Source organism: Arthrobacter sp. MSA 4-2, assembly GCF_016405885.1.
GTDB lineage: Bacteria > Actinomycetota > Actinomycetes > Actinomycetales > Micrococcaceae > Arthrobacter_D.
On the sequence record NZ_JAEKGC010000003.1, the window covers coordinates 71,628 to 93,212 of the forward strand.

General features: G+C 69.9%; 20 protein-coding genes. 5 read left to right on the plus strand and 15 right to left on the minus strand.

The window, feature by feature from the left end; translation table 11 throughout:
• Window positions 1-247 precede the first annotated feature (247 nt).
• Window positions 248-2,305 carry a PhoX family phosphatase gene (locus I6N91_RS03880; RefSeq protein WP_198810840.1) on the minus strand — a complete coding sequence of 686 codons (2,058 nt, stop codon included), beginning with the start codon at window positions 2,303-2,305 and terminating at the stop codon, window positions 248-250.
• Window positions 2,306-2,491: 186 nt separating this feature from the next.
• Between I6N91_RS03880 and I6N91_RS03885 the strand changes: the two genes are divergently transcribed.
• Window positions 2,492-3,184 (plus strand): aspartate/glutamate racemase family protein, encoded by a 693-nt coding sequence (locus I6N91_RS03885; protein WP_198810842.1) that lies wholly within the window; start codon window positions 2,492-2,494, stop codon window positions 3,182-3,184.
• Window positions 3,185-3,196: 12 nt separating this feature from the next.
• Here the strand turns inward: I6N91_RS03885 and I6N91_RS03890 are convergent, their stop codons facing one another.
• A complete protein-coding gene (locus I6N91_RS03890; RefSeq protein WP_198810844.1) occupies window positions 3,197-4,216 on the minus strand; it encodes an o-succinylbenzoate synthase in 1,020 nt (339 codons plus the stop codon).
• 162 nt (window positions 4,217-4,378) lie between these two features.
• On the opposite strand from I6N91_RS03890, the gene I6N91_RS03895 reads away from it, so the two are divergent.
• On the plus strand, window positions 4,379-5,338 hold the full coding sequence (locus I6N91_RS03895) for a phosphatase PAP2 family protein (protein WP_198810846.1): 960 nt from the start codon (window positions 4,379-4,381) through the stop codon (window positions 5,336-5,338).
• Here I6N91_RS03895 and I6N91_RS03900 read toward each other — a convergent pair.
• Both I6N91_RS03900 and I6N91_RS03905 read right to left on the minus strand, forming a co-directional pair.
• Window positions 5,329-6,192 carry an MBL fold metallo-hydrolase gene (locus I6N91_RS03900; protein WP_307843228.1) on the minus strand — a complete coding sequence of 288 codons (864 nt, stop codon included), beginning with the start codon at window positions 6,190-6,192 and terminating at the stop codon, window positions 5,329-5,331. The two genes, I6N91_RS03895 and I6N91_RS03900, sit on opposite strands and share 10 nt — an antisense overlap.
• 61 nt (window positions 6,193-6,253) lie before the next feature.
• Window positions 6,254-7,750 (minus strand): AAA family ATPase, encoded by a 1,497-nt coding sequence (locus tag I6N91_RS03905; RefSeq protein ID WP_198810848.1) that lies wholly within the window; start codon window positions 7,748-7,750, stop codon window positions 6,254-6,256.
• Window positions 7,751-7,923: 173 nt separating this feature from the next.
• Here I6N91_RS03905 and I6N91_RS03910 point away from each other — a divergent pair, with 173 nt between their 5' ends.
• Window positions 7,924-8,691 (plus strand): NYN domain-containing protein, encoded by a 768-nt coding sequence (locus I6N91_RS03910; RefSeq protein ID WP_269823055.1) that lies wholly within the window; start codon window positions 7,924-7,926, stop codon window positions 8,689-8,691.
• Between the two features lie 70 nt (window positions 8,692-8,761).
• Here the strand turns inward: I6N91_RS03910 and I6N91_RS03915 are convergent, their stop codons facing one another.
• The 3 genes from I6N91_RS03915 to pdhA are packed head-to-tail and all read right to left on the minus strand — an operon-like array spanning window position 8,762 to window position 12,539.
• A complete protein-coding gene (locus I6N91_RS03915; RefSeq protein WP_198810852.1) occupies window positions 8,762-10,306 on the minus strand; it encodes a dihydrolipoamide acetyltransferase family protein in 1,545 nt (514 codons plus the stop codon).
• A complete protein-coding gene (locus tag I6N91_RS03920) occupies window positions 10,303-11,412 on the minus strand; it encodes an alpha-ketoacid dehydrogenase subunit beta (protein ID WP_198810854.1) in 1,110 nt (369 codons plus the stop codon). The genes I6N91_RS03915 and I6N91_RS03920 overlap by 4 nt, the downstream gene beginning before the upstream one ends.
• The gene (pdhA, locus tag I6N91_RS03925; protein WP_198810856.1) at window positions 11,409-12,539 is read right to left on the minus strand and encodes a pyruvate dehydrogenase (acetyl-transferring) E1 component subunit alpha; all 1,131 of its coding nucleotides are present in this window, start codon (window positions 12,537-12,539) and stop codon (window positions 11,409-11,411) included. Before pdhA ends, I6N91_RS03920 begins: the two co-directional genes overlap by 4 nt.
• Before the next feature lie 211 nt (window positions 12,540-12,750).
• On the opposite strand from pdhA, the gene I6N91_RS03930 reads away from it, so the two are divergent.
• Window positions 12,751-13,194, plus strand: a complete 444-nt coding sequence (locus I6N91_RS03930) for an Lrp/AsnC family transcriptional regulator (protein WP_120167838.1) — start codon at window positions 12,751-12,753, stop codon at window positions 13,192-13,194.
• A gap of 58 nt (window positions 13,195-13,252) precedes the next feature.
• Here I6N91_RS03930 and I6N91_RS03935 read toward each other — a convergent pair whose 3' ends face one another.
• Genes I6N91_RS03935 through paaA form a run of 6 tightly spaced genes read right to left on the minus strand, consistent with a single transcriptional unit; the run spans window position 13,253 to window position 17,913 of the window.
• Entirely contained in the window at window positions 13,253-14,035 is a 783-nt protein-coding gene (locus I6N91_RS03935; RefSeq protein WP_198811257.1) for an enoyl-CoA hydratase/isomerase family protein, read from the minus strand.
• Window positions 14,036-14,060: 25 nt separating this feature from the next.
• Window positions 14,061-15,221, minus strand: a complete 1,161-nt coding sequence (gene paaE, locus I6N91_RS03940) for a 1,2-phenylacetyl-CoA epoxidase subunit PaaE (RefSeq protein ID WP_198810858.1) — start codon at window positions 15,219-15,221, stop codon at window positions 14,061-14,063.
• 1 nt (window position 15,222) lies between these two features.
• Window positions 15,223-15,753 carry a 1,2-phenylacetyl-CoA epoxidase subunit PaaD gene (paaD, locus tag I6N91_RS03945; RefSeq protein ID WP_198810860.1) on the minus strand — a complete coding sequence of 177 codons (531 nt, stop codon included), beginning with the start codon at window positions 15,751-15,753 and terminating at the stop codon, window positions 15,223-15,225.
• Between the two features lie 5 nt (window positions 15,754-15,758).
• Window positions 15,759-16,583 carry a 1,2-phenylacetyl-CoA epoxidase subunit PaaC gene (paaC, locus tag I6N91_RS03950; protein ID WP_198810862.1) on the minus strand — a complete coding sequence of 275 codons (825 nt, stop codon included), beginning with the start codon at window positions 16,581-16,583 and terminating at the stop codon, window positions 15,759-15,761.
• Window positions 16,580-16,927, minus strand: a complete 348-nt coding sequence (gene paaB, locus I6N91_RS03955; protein ID WP_198810864.1) for a 1,2-phenylacetyl-CoA epoxidase subunit PaaB — start codon at window positions 16,925-16,927, stop codon at window positions 16,580-16,582. Before paaB ends, paaC begins: the two co-directional genes overlap by 4 nt.
• On the minus strand, window positions 16,924-17,913 hold the full coding sequence (paaA, locus tag I6N91_RS03960) for a 1,2-phenylacetyl-CoA epoxidase subunit PaaA (protein WP_198810866.1): 990 nt from the start codon (window positions 17,911-17,913) through the stop codon (window positions 16,924-16,926). Before paaA ends, paaB begins: the two co-directional genes overlap by 4 nt.
• A gap of 199 nt (window positions 17,914-18,112) precedes the next feature.
• Here paaA and I6N91_RS03965 point away from each other — a divergent pair, with 199 nt between their 5' ends.
• Window positions 18,113-20,305, plus strand: a complete 2,193-nt coding sequence (locus I6N91_RS03965) for a S9 family peptidase (RefSeq protein ID WP_198810868.1) — start codon at window positions 18,113-18,115, stop codon at window positions 20,303-20,305.
• Window positions 20,306-20,371: 66 nt separating this feature from the next.
• Here I6N91_RS03965 and I6N91_RS03970 read toward each other — a convergent pair whose 3' ends face one another.
• Entirely contained in the window at window positions 20,372-20,665 is a 294-nt protein-coding gene (locus tag I6N91_RS03970; RefSeq protein WP_120168038.1) for a DUF1540 domain-containing protein, read from the minus strand.
• A gap of 145 nt (window positions 20,666-20,810) precedes the next feature.
• Window positions 20,811-21,431 carry a dihydrofolate reductase family protein gene (locus I6N91_RS03975; protein ID WP_198810870.1) on the minus strand — a complete coding sequence of 207 codons (621 nt, stop codon included), beginning with the start codon at window positions 21,429-21,431 and terminating at the stop codon, window positions 20,811-20,813.
• Window positions 21,432-21,585: the final 154 nt, after the last annotated feature.

Here is a 21,585-nt window from a genome sequence, read left to right on the forward strand (position 1 = left end):
CGGACCACCCTGACCGAACTCTCCGCCGTTGCCGACATGCTGCAAGCCCTGAACGACGTCGGCCTCAGCATCCCGGCCCAGGGCGGCACCTACTGGGTCGAGAGGCGATGCAGACGATCGATTACCGGACCTCGACGCCGTCCCGGAGAAGGTTGCAGCCACCACGGCCGGTGTCGCCCACCATGCCGCCCACCTCGCCCGCCTGCTCCGCGACAACCCTGCCCCGCCGGGTAACGCCGGGAGGTGCTCAGCCCCGGTAGACCTGCACCACCGAGGGCCGGGGAAGTGCGCCCTGGCCGGGTGCCGGTTGTACACCGGCGGGCACGTAGTCCGGGAACCTGGACACCTGGGCCGCCCAGGTGCCGTCCTCCCCCGGGTGCTGGACGGCGACGAAGACCGAGCGTTCGTCGTCGTGGATGATGGGCCCGCAGGTCTCGGCGTCGCGCGGCACGGCGAGGAACTGCTCGACCCGCCCCCGCTCGGCGCCGTCGAGGCCCACCCTAAACAGGCCGTCACAGTAGCCGATGGTGCCCGGCTGTCCGTCCGTGGAGATCCACAGGTTGCCCACCGAATCGAAGGCAAGGTTGTCGGGGCAGCTGATCGGGGAGACCTTATCGGCGGGATACCCGCTGAAGTACGCCGTGGAATTCTTCGCCGGGTCACCGCACACCAGCAGCAGGTTCCAGGTGAAGCGCGTTGCCGTGGCGTCCCCGCCGGCCTCGGTCAACTCCACCACGTGGCCGTCGCGGTTGGCGGTCCGCGGGTTCGCCTCGTCCGCCGCGGCGTTGGTGCCGGTTCCCCGGTTGGTGTTGTTGGTGCAGGCCACGTACACCTTGCCGGTCACCGGGTTCGGTTCGACGTCCTCGCACCGGTCCATCTTGGTGGGGCCCACCTTGTCGGCGGCGAGGCGAGTGAAGACCGCCACCTCGGCCGCGCTCATTCCCGGCACCGCCGATTCGTTGTCCAGCAGCAGCGGCAGCCACTCCCCGACGCCGTCGAACGCGCCGTCGGCCGGCAGCGCCCCGGTGCCGTTGATCTCGGGCACCGAGTTGCCCTGGAACCTCGCGACGTACAGCGAACCCTGCGAGAGCAGCGACATGTTCGCGCGCCGGGCCTCGGGGGTGTTCCCGGGCTGGACCGTGTTCGTGGAGACGAACTTGTAGAGGTAGTCGAACCGCTCGTCGTCCCCGGAGTAGGCAACCACCCGGCCGTCAGGGGCAACAGTCACGTTCGCGCCCTCATGCTTGAAGCGCCCCAGCGCCGAATGCTTGCGGGGGGTGGAGGTGGGATCGAACGGGTCGACCTCCACGATGTAGCCGAAGCGGTGCTTCTCGTTTTCGTAGCCGGGTATCCGGGTGTCGAAGCGGGCCTCGTCGATTTCCCAGCCGCGGACGGTGGGCTTGGAGCCCAGCCCGTACCGGCGGTCCCCGGCGCTGGTTCCGGCGCTGACGAAGTACCCGTTGAAGTTTTCCTCGCCGGAGAGGATGGTGCCCCACGGGGTGGTGCCGCCCGCACAGTTCCCCAGCGTGCCCAGCACCGTGCGGCCGGCCGGATCGTCGATGGTTTTCACCAGGTCGGATCCCGCGGCAGGGCCGGTGAGTTCGTAGGGGGTCGTGGTGAGGAAGCGCCGGTTTCGAGGCGCGCCCTGAACGTAGCTCCACGGCTTCGCCGTGTTCTTGCGTTCAAGCTCGACGACGGAGAGCCCGTGGGCGGCCTTGCCGATCCCGCGCACCTCGGCGGGGGGAAGGCTCGGCGGCACCATGATGGCCTCGTTGGTGTACTCGTGGTTGGCGAAGAGGACCGCACGGCGTCCCTTGCTGCCGGGCAGCGTGAGGATGTCGGTGTAGTCGCAGTTGTAGCCGAACTGGAGGGCCTGGGCGGCCGCGCTCTGGTTTCCGGCGTCGAAGGCGGGTGAGTTGGAGAACAGCGGGTCGCCCCAGCGGATGACCGGCTTCCAGGTGAAGCCGGCAGGAACGGTCATGTCATCGACCAGGGCGTCCACGGGCGCGATGGGCGTGAAGGTGAGCTTGCTGCGCGGCCCGCCCAGGGCAACCGCCTGTGGAAGTGCCTTCCCGGGCCCGACGGCCGAGCCCACCAGCAGGGTCAGGGCCCCCGTGGCGCCGGCACCCAGCAGGTTGCGCCGGGAAAACTCGGCCGAGACGACGTCGCGGAAGTAGTTGTTCTCCGAGGTATTGCAGACCGCGGACGCGCAGGCGTTGTCGCACTTCAGGGCGCAGGTGACGGCGCTTCGCTTGCCCTTGGTGTGTCCGAGCATGGGGAGCAGCCGGCGGCTGGTTTCATTCATGGGGTGTGCCTTCCAAGGGACGAACTGGCGTTGGACTCTCGTCCGACCTTGGCGGTGGAAGCCGACGTCCTGCGTTCCCGCCGGTGAACGGGCGGGAAACCCTCACGAAACACTTGACCCACCGGTCTCATGTGGAACACCCCCGCGTGATCGGCAGGGCGAGCACCGGTCCGCTACGGTGGGCGCATGAAACGCATCGGCCTGCTCGGCGGGATGAGCTGGGAAAGCTCGGCGCTCTACTACTCGCTCATCAATGAGGGGGTCCGCGACCGGCTCGGCGGCCTGCACTCGGCCTCCTGCGTCCTGATCTCCGTGGACTTCGCGCAGATCGAACGCCTCCAGACCCAGGGTGAGTGGCAGCGGGCGGGCGAGATCCTCGCCGGGGAGGCGCGGCGGATCGAAGCAGCAGGCGCCGACCTGCTGGTGCTCTGCACCAACACCATGCACAAGGTGGCGGCAGCCATCGAGGACGCCGTGTCCATCCCGTTTCTCCACCTGGGCGACGTCACGGCCCGGGCGGTCCTTGCCGCGGGAGTCCGGACGGTGGGTCTGCTCGGAACGAGATTCACCATGGAGCAGGCCTTTTACGTGGACCGCCTTGCCGCCCACGGACTCGAGGTGCTGCTTCCCGGCCCCGAGAACCAGGCGGTGGTGAACGCCATCATCTACGACGAACTGGTGCTCGGTGACATCCGGGATGAGTCGAGGCGCAGGTACCAGGCGGTGATGAAGGACCTGGTCGCGAGGGGTGCCGGGGGCATCATCCTGGGCTGCACGGAAATCGAACTGCTGATCGGGCAGGACGACTCGGAGCTGCCGGTGTTCGCCACCACCCGGCTTCACGCGGAGGCGGCCGTGACGGCGGCCCTCGCCAAGTGAGTCCGGGTCGCCTCAGCGCCCGGCCGCGGCCAGCACCCGGTGGACCCGCCCGAGCCGGTCGAGCCACCACTGCCGCCGGGCCGCCGGCGCGGCGAAGGCCTCAAGCAGAGCCGGGGACGCGGTGACCCGACGGACCGGGAGGAACCCGCCGTCGGGCACCAGCGGTTCATCGGTGACGTCGCCCTCCATGAGGGAGACCGTGGCAAGTCCGCACGCGTAGGGAAGCTCGGGAAGCGCCGCGGCGAGGGCAACCCCGGCGCGGATGCCCACGGAGGTGTCGAGGGCGGAGCTGACGACGGCGGGCAGCCCCGCCCGGGCCACGAGGTCCAGCGCCCTGCGCACTCCCCCGAGGGGGGCGGCCTTGATCACGAGGAGGTCGGCGGCGTCCTCCCGGGCGACCCGCAGCGGGTCCTCCTCGCGCCGCACGCTCTCGTCGGCGGCGATGAGCACCGGCACCTCCCGCCGGCGCAGCTCATTGCGCACCGCGCGCAGCCCCGGAATGCCGGCCACGGGCTGTTCGGCGTATTCGAGCCGGTGTTGGGCGAGCTCGGTCAGCGCGGTCAGCGCCTCGCCTTCGGTCCAGCCACCGTTCGCGTCGACGCGGAGTGCCGCGGAGGGAAGCAGCCGGCGCACTTCGGCCACCCGGGCAAGGTCCTGGGCGAGGTCCTGTCCCTGTTCGGCGACCTTGACCTTCACCGCGCCGACGCCGCCGAACCGGGCCAGGACCTCCTCGACGCGGGCCACGGGCACTGCCGGGACCGTGGCGTTCACCGGCACCTGCTGCCGCACCGGCTCCGGGAATCCGTGCCACCCCGCCTCAAGCGCCGAGCGCAGCCAGCTCGCCGCTTCACGGTCCCCGTATTCGGGGAACGGGGAGAACTCGCTCCAGCCCACGGGCCCCTCGATCAGAAGCGCTTCCCGGACCAGGACGCCCCGGAAGCGGACCCGCATGGGCACGGCGACGACGTGCGCGCGCTCCCGAAGCTCGGCCAGCGGGGGGAGGAACGGGGTGTGGGGGTCGGGTGTGCTCACGCGTCTAGGCTACGTGGCACTTGAGTGCGCGGCGCGCCGCTCCCCTGCCGCCGAAACAGCAGCTCACCACGCTTCCGCCCCCGGAGAACGTGGTGAGCTGCGGACTCGACGGGAGAAAGAAGCAATTCAGGAACTTTCAGCCGGATATGGAACAGTTGGTGGATGACCTTGCAACGAGGACCTCTTCGGTGGACCCGTCGGCGGGCCAGGGCGGCACGCAGCCCCCAGCTGTTCGTTCTGGGGGCAGCAGCGTGCTTCACGGCCCTGGGCTGGACCTATTGGTTGTTCGTTCGGACCACCACCGGACAGTTCGCCGACGAATCGGCGTGGGCGGAGGCCGACACCGCCGCCCCGGACGGCGCCCTGCCGTTTCTCCGCTTCCTCGACAACCTGCCGCTGATCTCCGTGGTCATGGCCGCGGCCACCCTCCTGTTCGTTACGCTGGTGCGGCGGCGCTGGGCCGCGGCGCTTATTGCCCTCGGCGCCATGGCCGGCGCGAACCTCACCACCCAGATCCTCAAGAACATGGTGCTCGACCGCCCCGACCGCGGCGTCCCCACCCTCGACTTCAATTCATTACCCTCGGGGCATACGACACTGGCAGCGTCGGCGGTGGCCGCGGTCTTCCTTGTGTCCTCGCCGCGCTGGCGCCCGCTCGTTGCGGCCGGCGGCGGGATGTATTCGGTGCTGGCGGGTGCCGCGACCTTCGTTAACCTGTGGCACCGCCCGGCCGACGTGATCGCCGCCCTCCTCGTCGTGGGGGCGTGGGCGCTCCTGGGCGGTCTGCTGGTGATGCGCACCGGCAACGAGTGGAACGTCTGGCCCGGCTTCGGACGCCACTGGGCGGGGTCGCGGTGGTGGCTCGCGCTCTGCTGGGTGGCCGGCCTGGCGGGCCTTGTTCTGTCCGCGCTGCTCTATGTCCTGGTGCAGCAGATCGGCCCGGCGCCTATCCCCGGGACGGCGCGCGTGCCCTTGTTCTTCTGGGCCGGCCTCGCCTCGATCGTGGGCACCGGATTCACCCTGGCCGGAGCCGCCGCCTGGCTCTTCACCTCGCAGGCCCGGATCGCCGGGGACCGCCCGCGCCCAAACAAAGCCGCCGCGCGGCCCGGCGCTCAGGGCTGACGGGAGAGCCACTTCCAATGGGCAAGCGTCCGGAGCCTGTCCAGCAGCACCCGTGAACGTTCCGGGCCGTAGGGCAGGAGCGGGACCGCCTTGGTCATGTCGATGGAGGCTTCGTCCATGGCGATCTTGGTGACCCGGATGGCCGCACGCATCTTTTCCATCTGCGTGCCGACGAACCGCACGTCCACCGGAGCGCCATGCCCGGGAACGAAGATGTCGTAGAGGTCCTCGAGCGCCGTGATCTTTCCGAGCGTCCGGATCCAGTCGGTGGGGAACGAATCCTCGAAGGCCGGATCGGCACCCTCTTCGACGAGGTCACCGGTGAACAGCACGTTGCCGGCGCCCACCAGGAGGTCGTGGTCGGTGTGGCCGCGGCCGAGATGGAACAGGGTGACCTGGATGCCGCCCAGGTCGAGGTCCACCGGCTTGCCGTCGACCAGGCGGGTCGCCGCCACGAGGTCGGTGTGCGGGCCTTCTCCGGCGCCCATTTCGGGTTCCACCCCGGCGACGAGGGCGCGCTGCTGCCCGCCGCCGTCGAGCATTGCCTCGCTGCAGCGCGAGGTGGCCCAGATCTGCTCGACGCCGTGCGCGGCCAGGTAGCTGTTGCCGAAGTAGTGGTCGCCATGGGCGTGGGTGATGACGGCGGCCAGCGGCAGGTCCGTCACCTCCCGGACCCTGCGCAGAATCTGCTCCGCCTGCCGGGGCCCGGCTCCGGTGTCAATGATCAGCCCGCGCTCGGAACCGAGGACGAAGCCGATGTTCGCGGCGAATCCAGGCAGTGAAAGGACGCGGATCCCGGGCGCGGGCTCCTGCCATGGCGCTTCCTGCCCCGGGGCATCGGGTATAGCGGACACGAAGGATCCCTCTCCATAGGCGATGGACTTCCAGTCTAGGAGCCCCGGGCTCCGACGGGACTCATCCCACGGGGCCGTGGTGGGACCAGTCCCCCGGCGGGAACTCCTGCCCCGGGAAAAACCCCGGGCCGGGCACGATGCCGGGCCCCGGAGGATAGCCCTGCCCGGCCGGGGCGTCCGGGCGGTGCTGGCTCCCAAGCAGGCTGCGGGTCAGGGCGGCGCCGTCGGCCATCAGCTCCTCCACCGCGGCCTCGAGATGTTCGTCGGCGACGTCGGCGCCGGCCAGCTGGGCTCCGAGGACCGCCCGGCGCACAAGTTCCCGGACGAAGGAGGCGGTGGTTCCTTCGATGCGCGTGGCGGCCGCGGCCAGCGCCTCCCCGCTGAAGCGGATCCTGCGTGAGTAAAGGCGGAGCAGCTCGATGCGCTCACGCTCGGAGGGAAGCGGAATGTTCACCGCGAGATCGACCCGGCCCGGACGCTCGGCCAGTGCCCGTTCGAGCATGTCTACCCGGTTCGTCGTCAGGACGAAGGTGACGTCGGCGTCATCGTCAAGCCCGTCCATGGCGTCGAGCACCTCGAACAGCAGGGGCTGCGGGCCGTGGCCGTAGCTGCGGTCCTCGGCGATCAGGTCGCAGTCCTCAAGGACCACGACCGAGGGCTGCAGGGCGCGGGCCATCCGGGCTGCCTCGCTCACGAAGGCAAGGGTGCCGCCGGAGAGCAGGATCGCCGTCGTGCCCTCGGTCCGGCCGAGCAGGTAGCGCACGGTGTGGGTCTTTCCCGTGCCCGGCGGCCCGTACAGCAGGATTCCGCGCTTGAGGTGCTGGCCCAGGGCCTTGAGGGCCGCGCGGTGGGCGGCGACGCCCACCGCATGGTCGGAGATTTTCTGCAGGAGGCCCTCGGGCAGGATGACGTCCGCCTCCGCGAGGGCCGGGCGGTGGTGGAAGGTGACACCGGCGCTTCCCTGCCCGAAGTCGTCCATCGTCAGGGAGATCACCTGGCCCTTGAGCACGCTGTCGCTTTGCATCTGCCGGCGCAGCTCGGCGAGGATTGCGGCCGTTGCGCCCGGGTCCGGAGCGAGGACCTCGAGCGATGCGGTCATCCGGCCGTACTGCGGGCTCGCGGTGCGCTGGAGGACCACCAGCGGGACTCCGTCCCGGGTGAACAGCCAGACGCCCAGCGCCACGGCCTGCCGCTGGGCGTCGGGGCCCACGGCCACGTTCGTATAGTCGGGCTGGGAGAGCGGAAGCCGCGGGAAGAACTGCTGCTGCTGGAGCATGTCGCTCAGGGATAGATGGTGGCGCTGGTCTCCCCCGCCGATGCCGACGAGCCGGGCGGCCGGGTCCTTTCCGGCCTCTCCGGCCAGGAAGATGTCGAGGTCCACGAAGCGGTGGGAGGGAACCTGTTCGAGGACCACCGGAACCTCGTGTGCCGGGCGCCCGAGGTGTGCGCTCAGGATCGGGACAAGCTGTTCGCCCTGGGGACCGCGCGGTCCCTGCGCCTGCGCCAGCTCGACCAGGGCAGCGAAGTCGGACAGAAATTTCCCCATTGACTCATCCATGGGCAGAGACTACCAGCGGCATTCCGTCCCCGAACGGCAGCGCTTCGGCACCGGGAAAGTAATTTGATACCTGATTAGCTCTAGTCACATCTGAAACAGATGGGCTACTTTCTTCAAATACCTATATACGGGGTATGGGGTAATTCCTTCCGCTCCAACCAGGACAGGTGACTATGGAACCCGGCGGAACACCACCCCGGCGGAACGTTGCGGTTTTTCTGGATATGGAGAATCTGTACGGCGGGGTTGCCGGGCACCCAACCTCCGTTCCCGTGGGCTCGATCCTCAAGGACATCGGCCAGCTCGTCCGCGACAGCGGAGTCGGCGCGCTGACTGCGGTGGCCCGGGCCTACGCGAACTGGGGGCGGGCGGAGATGGGCACCTATCGCCGCCAACTGCTCGGGCATGGCGTCGAGCCGGTCCAGATCTTCTCCTTCAGCCAGGACATCAAGAACGCGGCCGACATCGAACTCGTGGTCGACGCGCTCCGGGTCGCTGCCGAGGCGCCCTGGATCGAGGTATTCGTGATCGTCAGCGGAGACGGCGGCTACGTTCCGCTGGTGCGGCGGCTGCATGCGCTGGGCAAGTATGTGATCGTGGTGACGACCTCCGGTCCCGACGTCGGTGCCGTCAGCAGCATGCTCCGGTCGGCCGCGGACCAGTTCCACGTCGTTGCGGTTCCAGAGCCGCCTGCACCGCCGCCGACCCTGGCCGAATACCGGGAGGCCATCCTCTCGCTGGTCGGCGCGGACCCCGAACTGCTCATCGACGGCCGAGTCAATGGGGCCCGCCTGGGCATGCTGCTGCGCAAGCGGTGGCCCGGAACCACGAGCAAGAGCTTCCAGTACCGGAGCCTTGGGGCCCTGGTCGAGGAAAACTGCGGGCTGCGCATGATCCGCCACGTCGAGCCGAAGCCCGTCCCGGAGATGGTTCCCGCCTGAGACCGCCGCGGGGCCGGCTCCACGAAATCCGCGAAGCCGGCCCGCCGCCGGGAACCGCTCCGGCGCGCCGCTAGAGGTCGGCCAGCAGCCGGGCTGGCTTCTCCATCGCGTCGGCCACGAACCGCAGGAACCCGCCGGCCGTCCCGCCGTCGCAGACCCGGTGGTCGAAGGTCAGGGTCAGTTCCGTCACCTTCCGGACCGCCAGCGCCCCGTCGACCACCCAGGGCCGGTCGATGATCCGCCCGACGCCGAGGATTGCCGACTCCGGGTGGTTGATGATCGCGGCGCTGCCGTCCACGCCGAACACGCCGTAGTTGTTCAGCGTGAAGGTTCCGGAGGTCAGCTCCGCCGGAGTGGCCTTCCCGGCACGGGCGGCCCCGGTAAGGCGGCGGATTTCGGCGTCCAGGGCCCGGGCGTTGAGCACGTCTGCCCTGCAGATGCTCGGCACCACCAGCCCGCGGTCGGTCTGTGCGGCGACCCCAAGATTGATGCCCTCGACGGTCAGGAGCTCCTGGGAGCCGTCCTCACCGGTGAGGACGCGGGTATTGAGCTCGGGATATTTCGCCAGACCGGCGACGACGAACCGCGCAATGAACGCCAACAGGCCGGGGGCGCCGCCGTCGGACTTCAGCGAGGCCCGCAGGTCCAGCAGGGCGGTGGCGTCCACGTCGACCCACACGGTCGCCTCCGGGATCTCCCGGCGGCTGCGCGAGAGGGTGTCGGCGATCGTCCTGCGCATCCCGCGCAGGGGGACGCGCTCGAGGATGGCGAGTCCGGACCGCTGATCGATGCTGGACGCCGGCTGCTCCACCGTGGACGCCTCCACCGCCGGCCGTTCCATCGCCGGCGGTTCCATCGCTGGCCGTTCTCTGTCCAGGGCGGCGGGGGCGCCGGTGCCGCGGCCGGCGAGGGCCGCCTCGACATCCCGGCGCAGGATCAGCCCGTCCGGGCCGCTCCCGCTGAGCTCCCGCAGCACCAGCCCGCCCTCGACCGCCATCCGGCGGACCAGGGGCGAGATGCAGCGTACGGCCTGCACGGCGTTCCCGCCGTCGGTCACGGCCGGGGCAGTGGGCCCCGGGGTGACCGGCCGGGACGGCGAACCGGAGGTCCGGCGCGCACGGGTCCGCTTCCCCGTGCTGCCGCCGGGGGTGCCGTAGCCGATGAGGACGTTGCCCGAGCCCTGCTCCGGTTCCGGTGCTGCGGCCGCCGCGGCGGCGGTCGAGATGCCGGCCCGCTCCTCGTTCCGGTAGGTTTCGGCCTCCGGTCCGGCGGTGGTCCCGGCGACGGGTTCGACGCGCGGTGCGGCCCCGGCGGCAGGCGGCTGGACGGCGGGCGTTTCGGCAGCCGGTGCGCCGGCCGCCCGGACGGAGATCAGGGGGGCGCCGACGTCCAGGGTCTCCCCCGCCGCTCCGTGCAGCACCGCGATGGTGCCGGCGTAGGGGCAGGGCACCTCGACCACGGCCTTGGCCGTCTCGACCTCGGCGACCGGCTGGTCGACGCGGACCTCATCGCCCTCCTTGACCAGCCAGTTGACGAGTTCAGCCTCGGTCAGGCCCTCGCCCAGATCGGGCAGCCGGAACACCTGCAGGGCCGCAGGCAGCGCTTCGGTGCTCATTGCCCGTCCTCCCACTGCAGCTCGTCGACGGTGTCGAGGATCCGGTCGACGCTGGGCAGGAAGTGATGCTCCAGCTTGGGTGCCGGATAGGGAATATCGAAGCCGGTGACGCGCCGCACGGGCGCGGCCAGGGAGTGGAAGCACCGCTCCTGGACCCGGGCCACGATCTCCGCGGCGACCGAGGCGAACCCCGGGGTTTCGGCGATCACCACGGCCCGCCCGGTGCGGCGCACGCTCGCGCACACCGTCTCGTCGTCGAAGGGTACGAGGGAGCGGACGTCGATGACCTCAAGCGACCTGCCCTCCTCGGCGGCGGCCGCCGCGGCGGCCATGGCGGTGGGCACCGAGGGTCCGTAGGCGATTAGGGTCGCGTCGGTGCCGGAACGGGCGACGACGGCGCTGCCGATGGTCCGCGGCGCGGAACCGTCCTCGAAGGTGCGGCGCAGTTCCCCGAGGTCGACGACCTCCTTGGACCAGTACAGCTTCTTCGGTTCGAGGAAGACGACGGGATCCGGCGAAGCGATCGCCTCGCGCAGCATGAGGTAGGCGTCGCGGACCGTGGCCGGGGCGAGGACCGTGAGGCCGGGGGTGTGCGCGTAGTAGGACTCGGAGGAATCGCAGTGGTGCTCCACCCCGCCGATGCCGCCGGCGTAGGGGATGCGGATGACCATCGGCAGCAGCACCCGGCCCTTGGTGCGATTGGGCAGCTTGGCGACGTGGCTGACCACCTGCTCGAAGGCCGGATAGGCGAAGGCGTCGAATTGCATCTCCACGACCGGGCGCATGCCGTTCATCGCCATCCCGACGGCCATGCCCATAATCCCGGCCTCGGCCAGCGGGGTGTCGAAGCAGCGCCCGGGGCCGAAGCGGGCAGTCAGCCCGTCGGTGATCCGGAAGACTCCACCGAGGGGTCCGACGTCCTCGCCGAACATCAGCACCGAGCTGTCCGCCGCCATGGCGTCGGCAAGGGCGGTGTTGAGGGCCTTGGCGAAGGTCACGGCCGTCGCCGCGGACTGGGCTGCCGCCGAGGACTCGGCCGCCGACGGGTCGGCGGGCTGGACGGGCGCCTCGACCGGGGCCGCCGCGCGTTCGGAGATCTGGGTCATGGCTGGACCGCCTCGCGTGAGAGCTCGTCGCGCAGCAGGTCGGCCTGCTCCCGGAGCTGTGCTGTTTTCTGGGTGTAGACGTGGGCGAACAACTCCTGCGGGTCGACCTCGACGTCGGCGTTGAGGCCGGCGCGGATCGAGGCCGCGAGGGCTTCGGCATCGGCGGCGAACTGCTCCTCCACGGCGTCGTCGAGCAGGGACAGCCCGCGCAGATAAGTGCGCAGCCTGCTGATCGGGTCCTTCGGGATCCACTTGTCGACGTCCTCGGCGGGCCGGTACCGCGTGGCGTCGTCGGCGTTCGTGTGGGCCTGCATGCGGTAGGTGTGGGCCTCGATCAGGGCCGGGCCGCCGCCGCTGCGGGCGTGGTCGACGGCCGCGCCGAGCACCGACAGGAGAGCGGCGAGGTCGTTGCCGTCCACCCGCTCCCCCGGCATGCCGTAGCCGATCGCCTTGTGGGCCAGGGACGGCGCCACCGACTGGTTCTTCAGCGGCACCGAGATGGCGTATTCGTTGTTCTGCACGAAGAACACCACCGGCACGTGGAACACGGCGGCGAAGTTCAGCGCCTCGTGGAAGTCGCCCTCGCTGGTGGCCCCGTCGCCGCACAGGGCAAGGACCACGGTGTCCTCGCCGCGGAGCTTGGCGGCGTGGGCGACGCCGACGGCATGGAGCAGCTGCGTCGCCAGCGGAGTGGCCTGAGGCGCGACGTGCAGTTCGTAGGGGTCGTAGCCCGAGTGCCAGTCGCCGCGCAGGAGGGTGAAGACCTCCAGCGGATCCACGCCCCGGGTGATGACGGCGACGGTGTCGCGGTAGGTGGGAAACAGCCAGTCCTGGGACTGCAGGACAAGCGCCGCGGACACCTGGCAGGCCTCCTGCCCGTGGGAGGAGGGGTAGACGGCAAGGCGCCCCTGGCGTACCAGGGCGTTGGCCTGGTCGTTGATGCGCCGGCCAGAGATCAGCCGCGCGTATCCTGCCAGGAGGGCCCGGGGGTCCGGAAGCGCGTACCGGGCGTCGGAGTGGGCCTCCCCGTGGTGGTCGATCAGCTGCACCGGAACCGGCGAGGGCAGCAACTGCGTATCGACCCCGCCCTCCGTTCTGGTGGAGTCGCTGTTCGTTGGAATCGTCATGTCCGCCTCCGTTGGCCGTGTCCTCGACAGCTTCCGCGCCGCCGCCCGCGGCTCGCAGGGGGCAGCATTGGATGCTGTGTCACCTTAGTATCGCTTCGGAGCGCATTTCGTATCCATCAAATGCGTAAAGTCTGGAAGGATTGACTCCCGGAGGTCCGGATCGGAGACGAACGGTCCGTGTGAGCTGGATTACAGGAGCGGAGAGAGACAGATGGCCGATGGGCTGTTGGACGAGGTTGACCGCAGGATCCTGGCCGAGCTGACCCGGGACGGACGGCAGTCGGTCACCTCGCTCGCCGAGAACGTCCACATCTCACGGGCCCACGCCTACTCGCGGATCTCCCGCCTCACCGAAGAGGGGGTGCTGACGAAGTTCACTGCCCTCGTGGACCCCGTGAAGGCCGGCCTGAAATCCTCGGCCTATGTGACCCTCAAGGTGCGCCAGCACTCCTGGCGGGAGCTTCGGGAGAAGCTGAGGGAGATTCCCGAAATCCACCACATCGCCCTGGTCGGCGGGGACTTCGACGTGATCCTGCTGGTGCGCGCGGAAGACAACCTCGACCTGCGCCGGGTGATCTTCGACCGGCTTCAGTCCATGCCGGGCGTCCTGGACACCCAGACCTTCCTGGTGTTCGAGGACCTCGACACCAGGTAGGGCACGGAAAAGCACCCGGCGTGCCTGGCTGCCGCGGGCTGCGGCCCCCGGGCTGGTGCTACCGTCCGGCGAAACGGGGCGCGCGCTTCTCCTGGAAGGCGGTGAACCCCTCGGCGTAGTCAGGCGTCCGGCAGAGGGCGGCCTGGGCCGCGTTCTCCTGGTCCACGGCCGCCCACAGCCCCAGCCGCCGGTCGCGGATCTCGGCCACCAGCTGCTTGGAGGCGCGGAAGGCCCCGGTGGCGCCCGTGGCGACCCGGGCGGCGGTGGCCCGGGTGGTTTCGAGGAGTTCGCCGGCGGGCAGCGAGCGGCTGAACAGGCCCGACCGCACGGCCTCGGCACCGCTCATCAGCTCGGCGGTGTAGATCAGGTCGAGGGTGCGGTGGGCACCGAGGCGCTCGGTGAACAGCCAGTGGCCGCCGGAGTCGAGGGTGGCCCCGAGGTTGGCGAAGGGCGACCCGATCTTGGCGTTGTCGGCGGCGTAGACGACGTCGGTGGCGATGAGCAGGCCCAGCCCGACCCCGAGGCAGGCGCCCTGGGCGGCCGCGAACGTCGGTGCCGGGAAGGCGGACATCTTCTTCAGCAGCGGGGTGACCAGCCCGGCGAGGTAGGCCTCGGCGTCGTCGGTGTCCGGCGCGACCCCGGAGATGTCCCGGCCTGCGCAGAAAGCGCGGCCCTCCCCGCGCAGCAGCAGGGCGCGGACGGACCCGTCGGCGGCCGCCGCTTCGGCCTCGTCGTACGCCCGGGACAGGTCCGCGAGCGCCTGCTCGTCGAGGGCGTTGAGCTTGTAGGGGGCGTTGAGGGTGATCTCGGCGACGCCGTCGTGGAGCTCAAGCGAAATCATGGTGTCCTGCAGTGTCATGCCTCTCCTAGGCGTCGTAGTCCACCGACACGGCGTCGCTGGTGGGCCGGGCCTGACAGGTCAGGACGTACCCCTTGGCGAGTTCGTCGGGCTCCAGGGCGTAGTTTTCTTCCATCTCCACCGTGCCCGAGACGATCTTTGCACGGCAGGTTCCGCAGACCCCGCCGGCGCATGCGAAGGGCACGTCCGGGCGCACCCGCAGGGCGGCGTTGAGCAGGGATTCCCGCGCGTGGGTGGGGCTTTCGACGGTGCCCTGCAGCCCGTCGAGGCGGAAGGAGATGGTGTAGTTCTCGCCGTTGTCGGCCGGCCGGACGGGGCGCCCGGTCTGGCCCTCCGGACGGGCCGGTTCGCCGGTGCTGAACAGTTCGAAGCGGATCTTCTCGGCCGGCACGCCCCGCTCGGCGAGGGTGTCCCGGCACAGCTGCACGAGTTCGAAGGGCCCGCAGAGGAACCATTCGTCGACGTCCTCGGTGCGCAGCACGCCCCCCAGCAGGGTCTGCAGCTTCTCGGCGTCGATCCGGCCCGAGAGGAGCGGCGAGATGCGCTGTTCGCGGGAGAGCACGTGGTGGACGGCGAACCGGGCCGGGTAGCGGTCCTTGAGGTCCGCGAGGTCTTCGAGGAACATCACATCCATGGCCGCCTTATTGGCGTAGATGAGGTCGAAGCGGACGTTCTCCCCGGCGGCGAGGACCGAGCGGGCGATGGAGATGACGGGGGTGATGCCGGAGCCTGCCGCCACGGCGACGAAGGTGTTCTGCGTCGCCGTGTCGATCTTCTCGGGGTGGTTCAGCTCCGTCATTTCGTGCTTGGAGATGAACTGGCCCATGGGGCTCATCACGTCGAGCCGGTCCCCCGCCTTGAGGGACTCGTTGGCCCAGCTGGAGAACACCCCGCCGAGGTCCCGCTTGATCGCCACCCGGATTTCGCCAGGGCGCGGCTCGGCGCAGATGGAGTAGCTGCGGCGCACTTCCTTCGGCTCGCCGTCGATGTCGAGCGTGGTCCGCAGCGCCACGTACTGCCCGGGAACGTAGTCGTATTTTCCGGCCAGGTCCGCCGGCACGGCGAAGGTGACCTCGACGGCGTCGTCGGTCAGCCGGCGCACCTCGGCCACCGTGAGTTCGTGGAAGGCGGTGCGCCGCTTGTTGGTCGGGGCGAAGGTAACGGCCATGTCAGTGCACCTTGAAGTAGTCGAAGGGTTCCCGGCAGTCCTGGCAGACGTAGAGCGCCTTGCACGAGGTGGAGCCGAAACGGGTGAGCTCGCGCGTGTTCAGGGAGGAGCACTGGGGGCATTTGACGCTCAGGCTCACCCGCACGGGCCCTGCGGCGGCCTGCCCGGTGGGCGGGGCGATGCCGTACCGGTTCAGTTTGGCCTTGCCGTCCTCGGTCATCCAGTCGGTGGTCCAGGCCGGGGCGAGGACCAGTTCCACCCGGGCGTCCGCGTAGCCGTGGGCACGGAGGGCGGTGAGCACGTCGTCGCGGATGGCGTCCATGGCGGGGCAGCCGGAGTAGGTGGGCGTGATGACCACGGTGGTTCCGGTTCCGTCCGGACCGACGCGGGCGTCCCGGAGGACGCCCAGGTCCTCAATGGTGAGCACGGGGATCTCCGGGTCGCAGACGGTGGCGGCGATGTCCCAGACCGCGGCGGCGGCGGGATCGGCCGGCCGGTGTGCCGCGGTGGAGGTGCGGGTGTCGGTGCGCATGAGGGCTACCAGGAGGCGCCGGGGTGCTCGCGGGCGAGGACCTGGAGTTCGGCGAGGATGTAACCGAGGTGCTCGCTGTGCACGCCGCGGCGGCCGCCGCCGGTGGCGCCGGGCACGGCCGGAACCTCGAGGTCGGCCTCGGCGAGCACCGCGGCGACCGCGGCATCGAAGGGCTCCCGCAGGCTGCTGGGTCGGACGGCGGCGCCGCCGAGGGCATCGATCAGGGGCTCGTCCGCGAACAGTTCCTCGACGTAGGGCCAGGTCAGCTTCAGCCCGGCGGTCATGCGGCGGCGGGACTCCTCGGTCCCCTGGGCCAGGCGCAGCACCCACTGGAGGCTGTGGTCGCGGTGGTAGTCGACCTCCTTGACGGCCTTGGCGGCGATGCCGGCGAGGGTGGGGTGGGTGGAGTGCTGAAGGCGCGAGTACAGCTCCCACTGGTAGTGGGAGACTACGAACTGGCGGGCGATGGTGCGGGCGAAGTCGCCGTTGGGCTGCTCGAACAGGTGCGCGGAGCGGAACTCCGGCTCGCGGCGGAAGTAGGCGAGGTCGTCCTCGGTGCGGCCGGAGGCGTGGCCGGCGTAGGTGAGGAAGGAACGGGCGTGGCCGATGAGGTCGAGGGCGATATTGGCCAGCGCCACATCCTCCTCGAGCTCGGGGGCGCGGGAGATCCACCAGCCGAGGCGCTGGGCGAGGATGAGGGAGTCGTCCCCCAGCCACAGCGCGTACTCCGCGGCCTCCGGGGAGGGCACGGCATGCGAGGCGGCAATGTCCTCGGGGCGCAGGGCGTTGCCCGGGGTGATGCGGGTGGCGCTGGCGTTGGCCTCGCTCACAGGTGCTTCACCCCTTCGCTCTTGGTGTAGTAGGTGGCGTGCCGGTAGTCCTTGCCCTGCGGGGATTCGAAGAACTGCTCCTTCGCGGACGGGTCGCTGGTGATGATGGCCGAGGAGGGCACCACCCACAGGCTCACTCCCTCGTTGCGCCGGGTGTAGAGGTCGCGGGCGTTGCGCAGCGCCATGTCGGCGTCGGGCGCGTGGAGGGAACCGGCGTGGACGTGGGAGAGCCCGCGCGAGGACCGCACGAACACTTCCCACAGCGGCCAGGGCTGGCGCTTTTCGGCGGGCCCTGGGGCCGGCGCCGTCGAGCCGTCGTCGCCGGTTGTTGATCCGCCGGTCATGCTGCCTCCGTCGCTGGGGCGGCCCTGCGGGCCTGCTTGTCGGCGTAGGCCGCCGCGGCCTCGCGCACCCAGGCGCCGTCCTCGTGGGCCTCGCGGCGGCGCTCCATGCGCTGGGCGTTGCAGGGGCCGCGGCCGGCGAGGACCTCCTTGAACTCCTCCCAGTCGAGCGGGCCGTGCTCCCATTTTCCGGTGTCCTCGTTGAAGCGCACGTCCGGGTCGGGAAGGGTGAGCCCGAGGGCCTTCACCTGCTCGGCGATCATGCCGACGAAGCGCGAGCGCAGCTCATCGTTGGAGAATCGCTTGATGTTCCAGGCCATTGACTGCTTGGAGTTCGGCGAGTCATCGTCCGGCGGGCCGAACATCATGAGCGAGGGCGCATACCAGCGGTTGATCGCGTCCTGGGCCATGTCGCGCTGGGCCTGCGTGCCGTTGGCGAGTTCGAGCAGAATCTCGAAGCCCTGCCGCTGGTGGAAGGACTCTTCCTTGCAGATGCGCACCATGGCCCGGCCGTAGGGTCCATAGGAGGCCCGGCACAGGGGGACCTGATTGCAGATGGCGGCGCCGTCGACGAGCCAGCCGATCGCGCCGATGTCGGCCCAGGTCAGCACGGGATAGTTGAAGATGCTCGAGTACCGCGCCTTGCCGGCGATCAGGTCCTCGGTCATCTTGTCGCGCGGGGTGCCGAGGGTTTCGGCGGCGGAGTAGAGGTAGAGCCCGTGGCCGGCCTCGTCCTGGACCTTGGCCATCAGGATGGCCTTGCGCTTCAGTGACGGCGCGCGGGTGATCCAGTTGGCCTCGGGCTGCATGCCGATGATCTCGGAGTGGGCGTGCTGGGAGATCTGCCGGGTGAGGGACTTCCGGTACGCCTCCGGCATCCAGTCCCGCGGTTCAATGCGGGAGTCCTCGGCGATCAGCTCGTCGAACAGCTGCTGGCCGGCGGCGTCGATGTCCGGGCCGCCGTACTGGGTCGCTGCTGGTGCTGCCATGGGGTCACCTCACTGTGCGGAACGTGTCGAAAATAATTACCGACCGTTCGTTCAGGATATGCGGCGTGCCGGGAGGGCGTCAACACCGAATCCACCGCCGGGCGCCTGCAGCAGACCCCTCGGCGGCCGGGCTCCGGGCCCGTCCGCCGGGCAAACCGAGCGCCCGGGCCCGTCCCCGCGCTTCTGGCAAGATGGACCCATGACTGCCGAGACCCCCGTGGATGCCGTCCCCCGCCCGCCCGCCGCGAAGAAAATGCCGGTGGAACGCACCCACCACGGCGACACCTTCACCGATTCCTACGAGTGGCTGCGGGAAAAGGACAACCCGGAGGTGACCGCCCACCTCACCGCGGAGAACGCCTACACGGAGGCCGTCACCCGCGGCCAGGAGCAGCTGCGGGAGGGTATCTTCACCGAGATCAAGAACCGCACCCAGGAGACCGACCTCTCGGTTCCGGCCCGTAAGAAGGGCTGGTGGTACTACTCGCGCACCGAGGAGGGCAAGCAGTACGGCATCCAGTGCCGGGTTGCCGCCGTGGACACCGGCGACCTCGCCGCCGACTGGACTCCGCCCGAGGTGGTGCCCGGGCGGCCGGTCGAGGGCGAACAGGTCCTCCTCGACGGGAACGTCCTGGCCGAGGGCAAGCCCTTCTTCTCCCTCGGCGGGCTCGCCGTGAGCGAGGACGGCTCCCTCCTTGCCTACTGCGAGGACAACGCCGGCGACGAGCGGTTCACCCTGCGCGTCAAGGACCTCGAGTCGGGCGAGCTGCTGCCCGATGAGGTGGCCAACGTCTTCTACGGCCTCGGCTTCTCCCCCGACGGAACCCGGGTCTTCTACACCGTCGTCGATGACTCCTGGCGCCCCTTCCAGGTCAAGGTCCACACCCTGGGCACCCCGGTGGAGGCGGACGAGGTCCTCTACCAGGAGGACGACGTCGCCATGTGGACCGGCTTCGACCTCTCCGCCGACCGCACCCAGCTGCTGATCAGCGTCGGCTCCTCCGAGTACAGCGAATACCGGGTCCTCGACCTGACGACGCCGGGCGCCGAGCTGACCACACTAATCTCCCGGGACGAGAGGATCCTGTACGAGGCGGAGCCGGTGCGGCTGGACGGGGTGCTTCACTACGTCCTGACGCACAACCGCGACGCCAAGAACTCGATGGTGAGCCTGGTGGCCGCCGCCGAGTTCTCCCGTCCGCTCAATGACCAGCAGTGGACGACGGTGATCCCGCACGACGACGCCGTCCGGGTCAACGGAGCCGCGGTCACCCGCACCCACCTGGTGCTCTCGGTCCGCCGGGACACCACCGAACGCGTCCAGGTCCTCGACCTCGAGGGCCTCGGGACGCCGGCCCAGGCCGCCCCCGCGGAGCCCGCCTTCGAGGAGGAGCTGATCACGAGCAACCTCGCCAACGCCGAGTTCGACTCCCCGATCATCCGCCTGTCCTACACCTCCTTCCTGACCCCGCCGCGGATCTACGACTACGTCCTGGCCACCGGGGAGCTGGCGCTGCGCAAGGAGACCGAGGTTCTTGGCGGCTACCGGCCGGAGCGCTACGTGGCCGAACGCCAGTGGGCGAAGGCCGCCGACGGCACGCTGCTTCCGCTCTCGGTCCTGCGGCGGGCGGACCTGCGGCAGGACGGATCCAACCCGGCCCTGGTCTACGCCTACGGGAGCTACGAGGTCAGCATGGACCCCGGGTTCTCCGTGGCGCGGCTGTCCCTGCTCGACCGCGGCATCGTCTACGTCGTCGCTCACGTCCGCGGCGGCGGCGAGATGGGCCGCACCTGGTACGAGCAGGGCAAGAAGCTGAACAAGAAGAACACCTTCACGGACTTCGTCGACGCGACGGACCACCTGGTCGACTCCGGCTGGGTGGACCCGCGGCGCATCGCCGCAATGGGGGGCTCCGCGGGCGGCCTGCTCATGGGCGCCGTGGCGAACCTCGCCCCCCAGAAGTACCGGGCCATCGTGGCCCAGGTGCCGTTCGTCGATGCCCTCACCACCATCCTCGACCCGGAGCTGCCGCTGTCGGCGCTGGAGTGGGAGGAGTGGGGCAACCCGATCACCGACCCCGCGGTGTACCGGTACATGAAGGAGTACACGCCCTACGAGAACGTCCGTACCGCGGACTACCCGCGCATCGCCGCCGTGACGAGCTTCAACGACACCCGGGTGCTGTACGTCGAGCCGGCGAAGTGGGTCGCCGAACTCCGGGAGAAGACCACCGGCTCCGAGCCGATCGTGCTCAAGACGGAGATGGACGGCGGCCACGGCGGTGCCAGCGGCCGGTACGCTCGGTGGAAGGACGTGGCGTGGGACTATGCGTTCGCCGCCGACGCCCTCGGCGCCACCGAGGTCCGGCCCTTCGCCGACGCGCCGGAGTAAAGCCCGCCGCCCGGCGTGCCCCTGGCGCATCCTCCGTCGAGGACGCACTCATTGCCGGGGACGCCGCTACCGGGGCTGGTAGGTGAGGCAGTCAGCGGCCTCGGCGCCCGGGCCGACACGGACATTCTCCGCATCGCACAGCAGGTGGTCGTTGAACTGGCATTCGGAGCGCTGGCAGGCGCCGACGTGCGCCAGCACCTTCGGCAGCCCGCCGCTGGCCGACGTGTCGATGAACGTCGAGCAGCTCGCATGCTCGGGACTGCCGCCGACGGTGATGGCGAAGGCCGTGCAGTCGTGGTGGTGGTTGAAGGAGCAGGTTTCCACATCGCACGCGGAAACGTTGGCTACATGGTCCGTCATGACTTCCTCCTGGGTAGGCACAATCCGGGAACTTCGGATGCCGGCGGCGCCGGGGGGCCGGCAGTCATCGGGCACCTTCCTTCCCAAAAAACCTAGCACCGCCGGAGGGCTTTGAACCCGGTGAATATGCGCATTTTTACCTGACCTATTGGCCTGACGGCCGGGGCGAACCCTGGCGCACCACCCGGTAGGTGGTGGAGGTGACATGGGGCGTGCTCCGCGACCGCACAATCGCGAGCTCAAGGTCCCCGACGCCGGTGAAGAGCCGCTCACCGGCGGACAGCAGAACTGGCGGCACATGCAGGGTCAGTTCATCGATCAGGCCCGCGGCCAGGCACTGGTTGATGGTTGAGGCGCCTCCGCCGACGCCAACGGAACCGCCTCCGGCCGCAGCCTTCGCCTGCTCCACCGCGGCCGTCACGCCGTCGGTGATGAAGATGAAGGTGGTCCCTCCCTCCATCACCACCGGGTCCCGGGGATAGTGGGTCAGGACGAACACCGGCGCGTGGTACGGCGGATCCTCCCCCCACCAGCCCCGCCAGGCTTCGTCCCAGGCACCCCGCACGGGCCCGAACATGTTCCGGCCCATCACGTACGCGCCGTGCGAGAGCAGTTCCTCCCGCTGGGCGGCGTGCGCCTCCGGGTGGTCGAACATCCAGGTGTGAAGGTTCTCACCGCCCTCCCCCAGCGGATCCTCAAGGCTCTGGCGCGGGCCGGCGACGAACCCGTCGAGCGACACCGCCACACCGCAGCTCACAATGCCCACCGGACCACCTTCCCTGCCTTGACACGGTGCCCCGACCTTGCGCGCTCCGTTTCCGGAGGGATTGGCACCCTTGTCTCCGCAGTGAACCACAGCCGCTATGTTCCCGACAGGGGAAGACGGACTTTGGGTGAAGGCTCTGGGTGAAGGCTGTGGG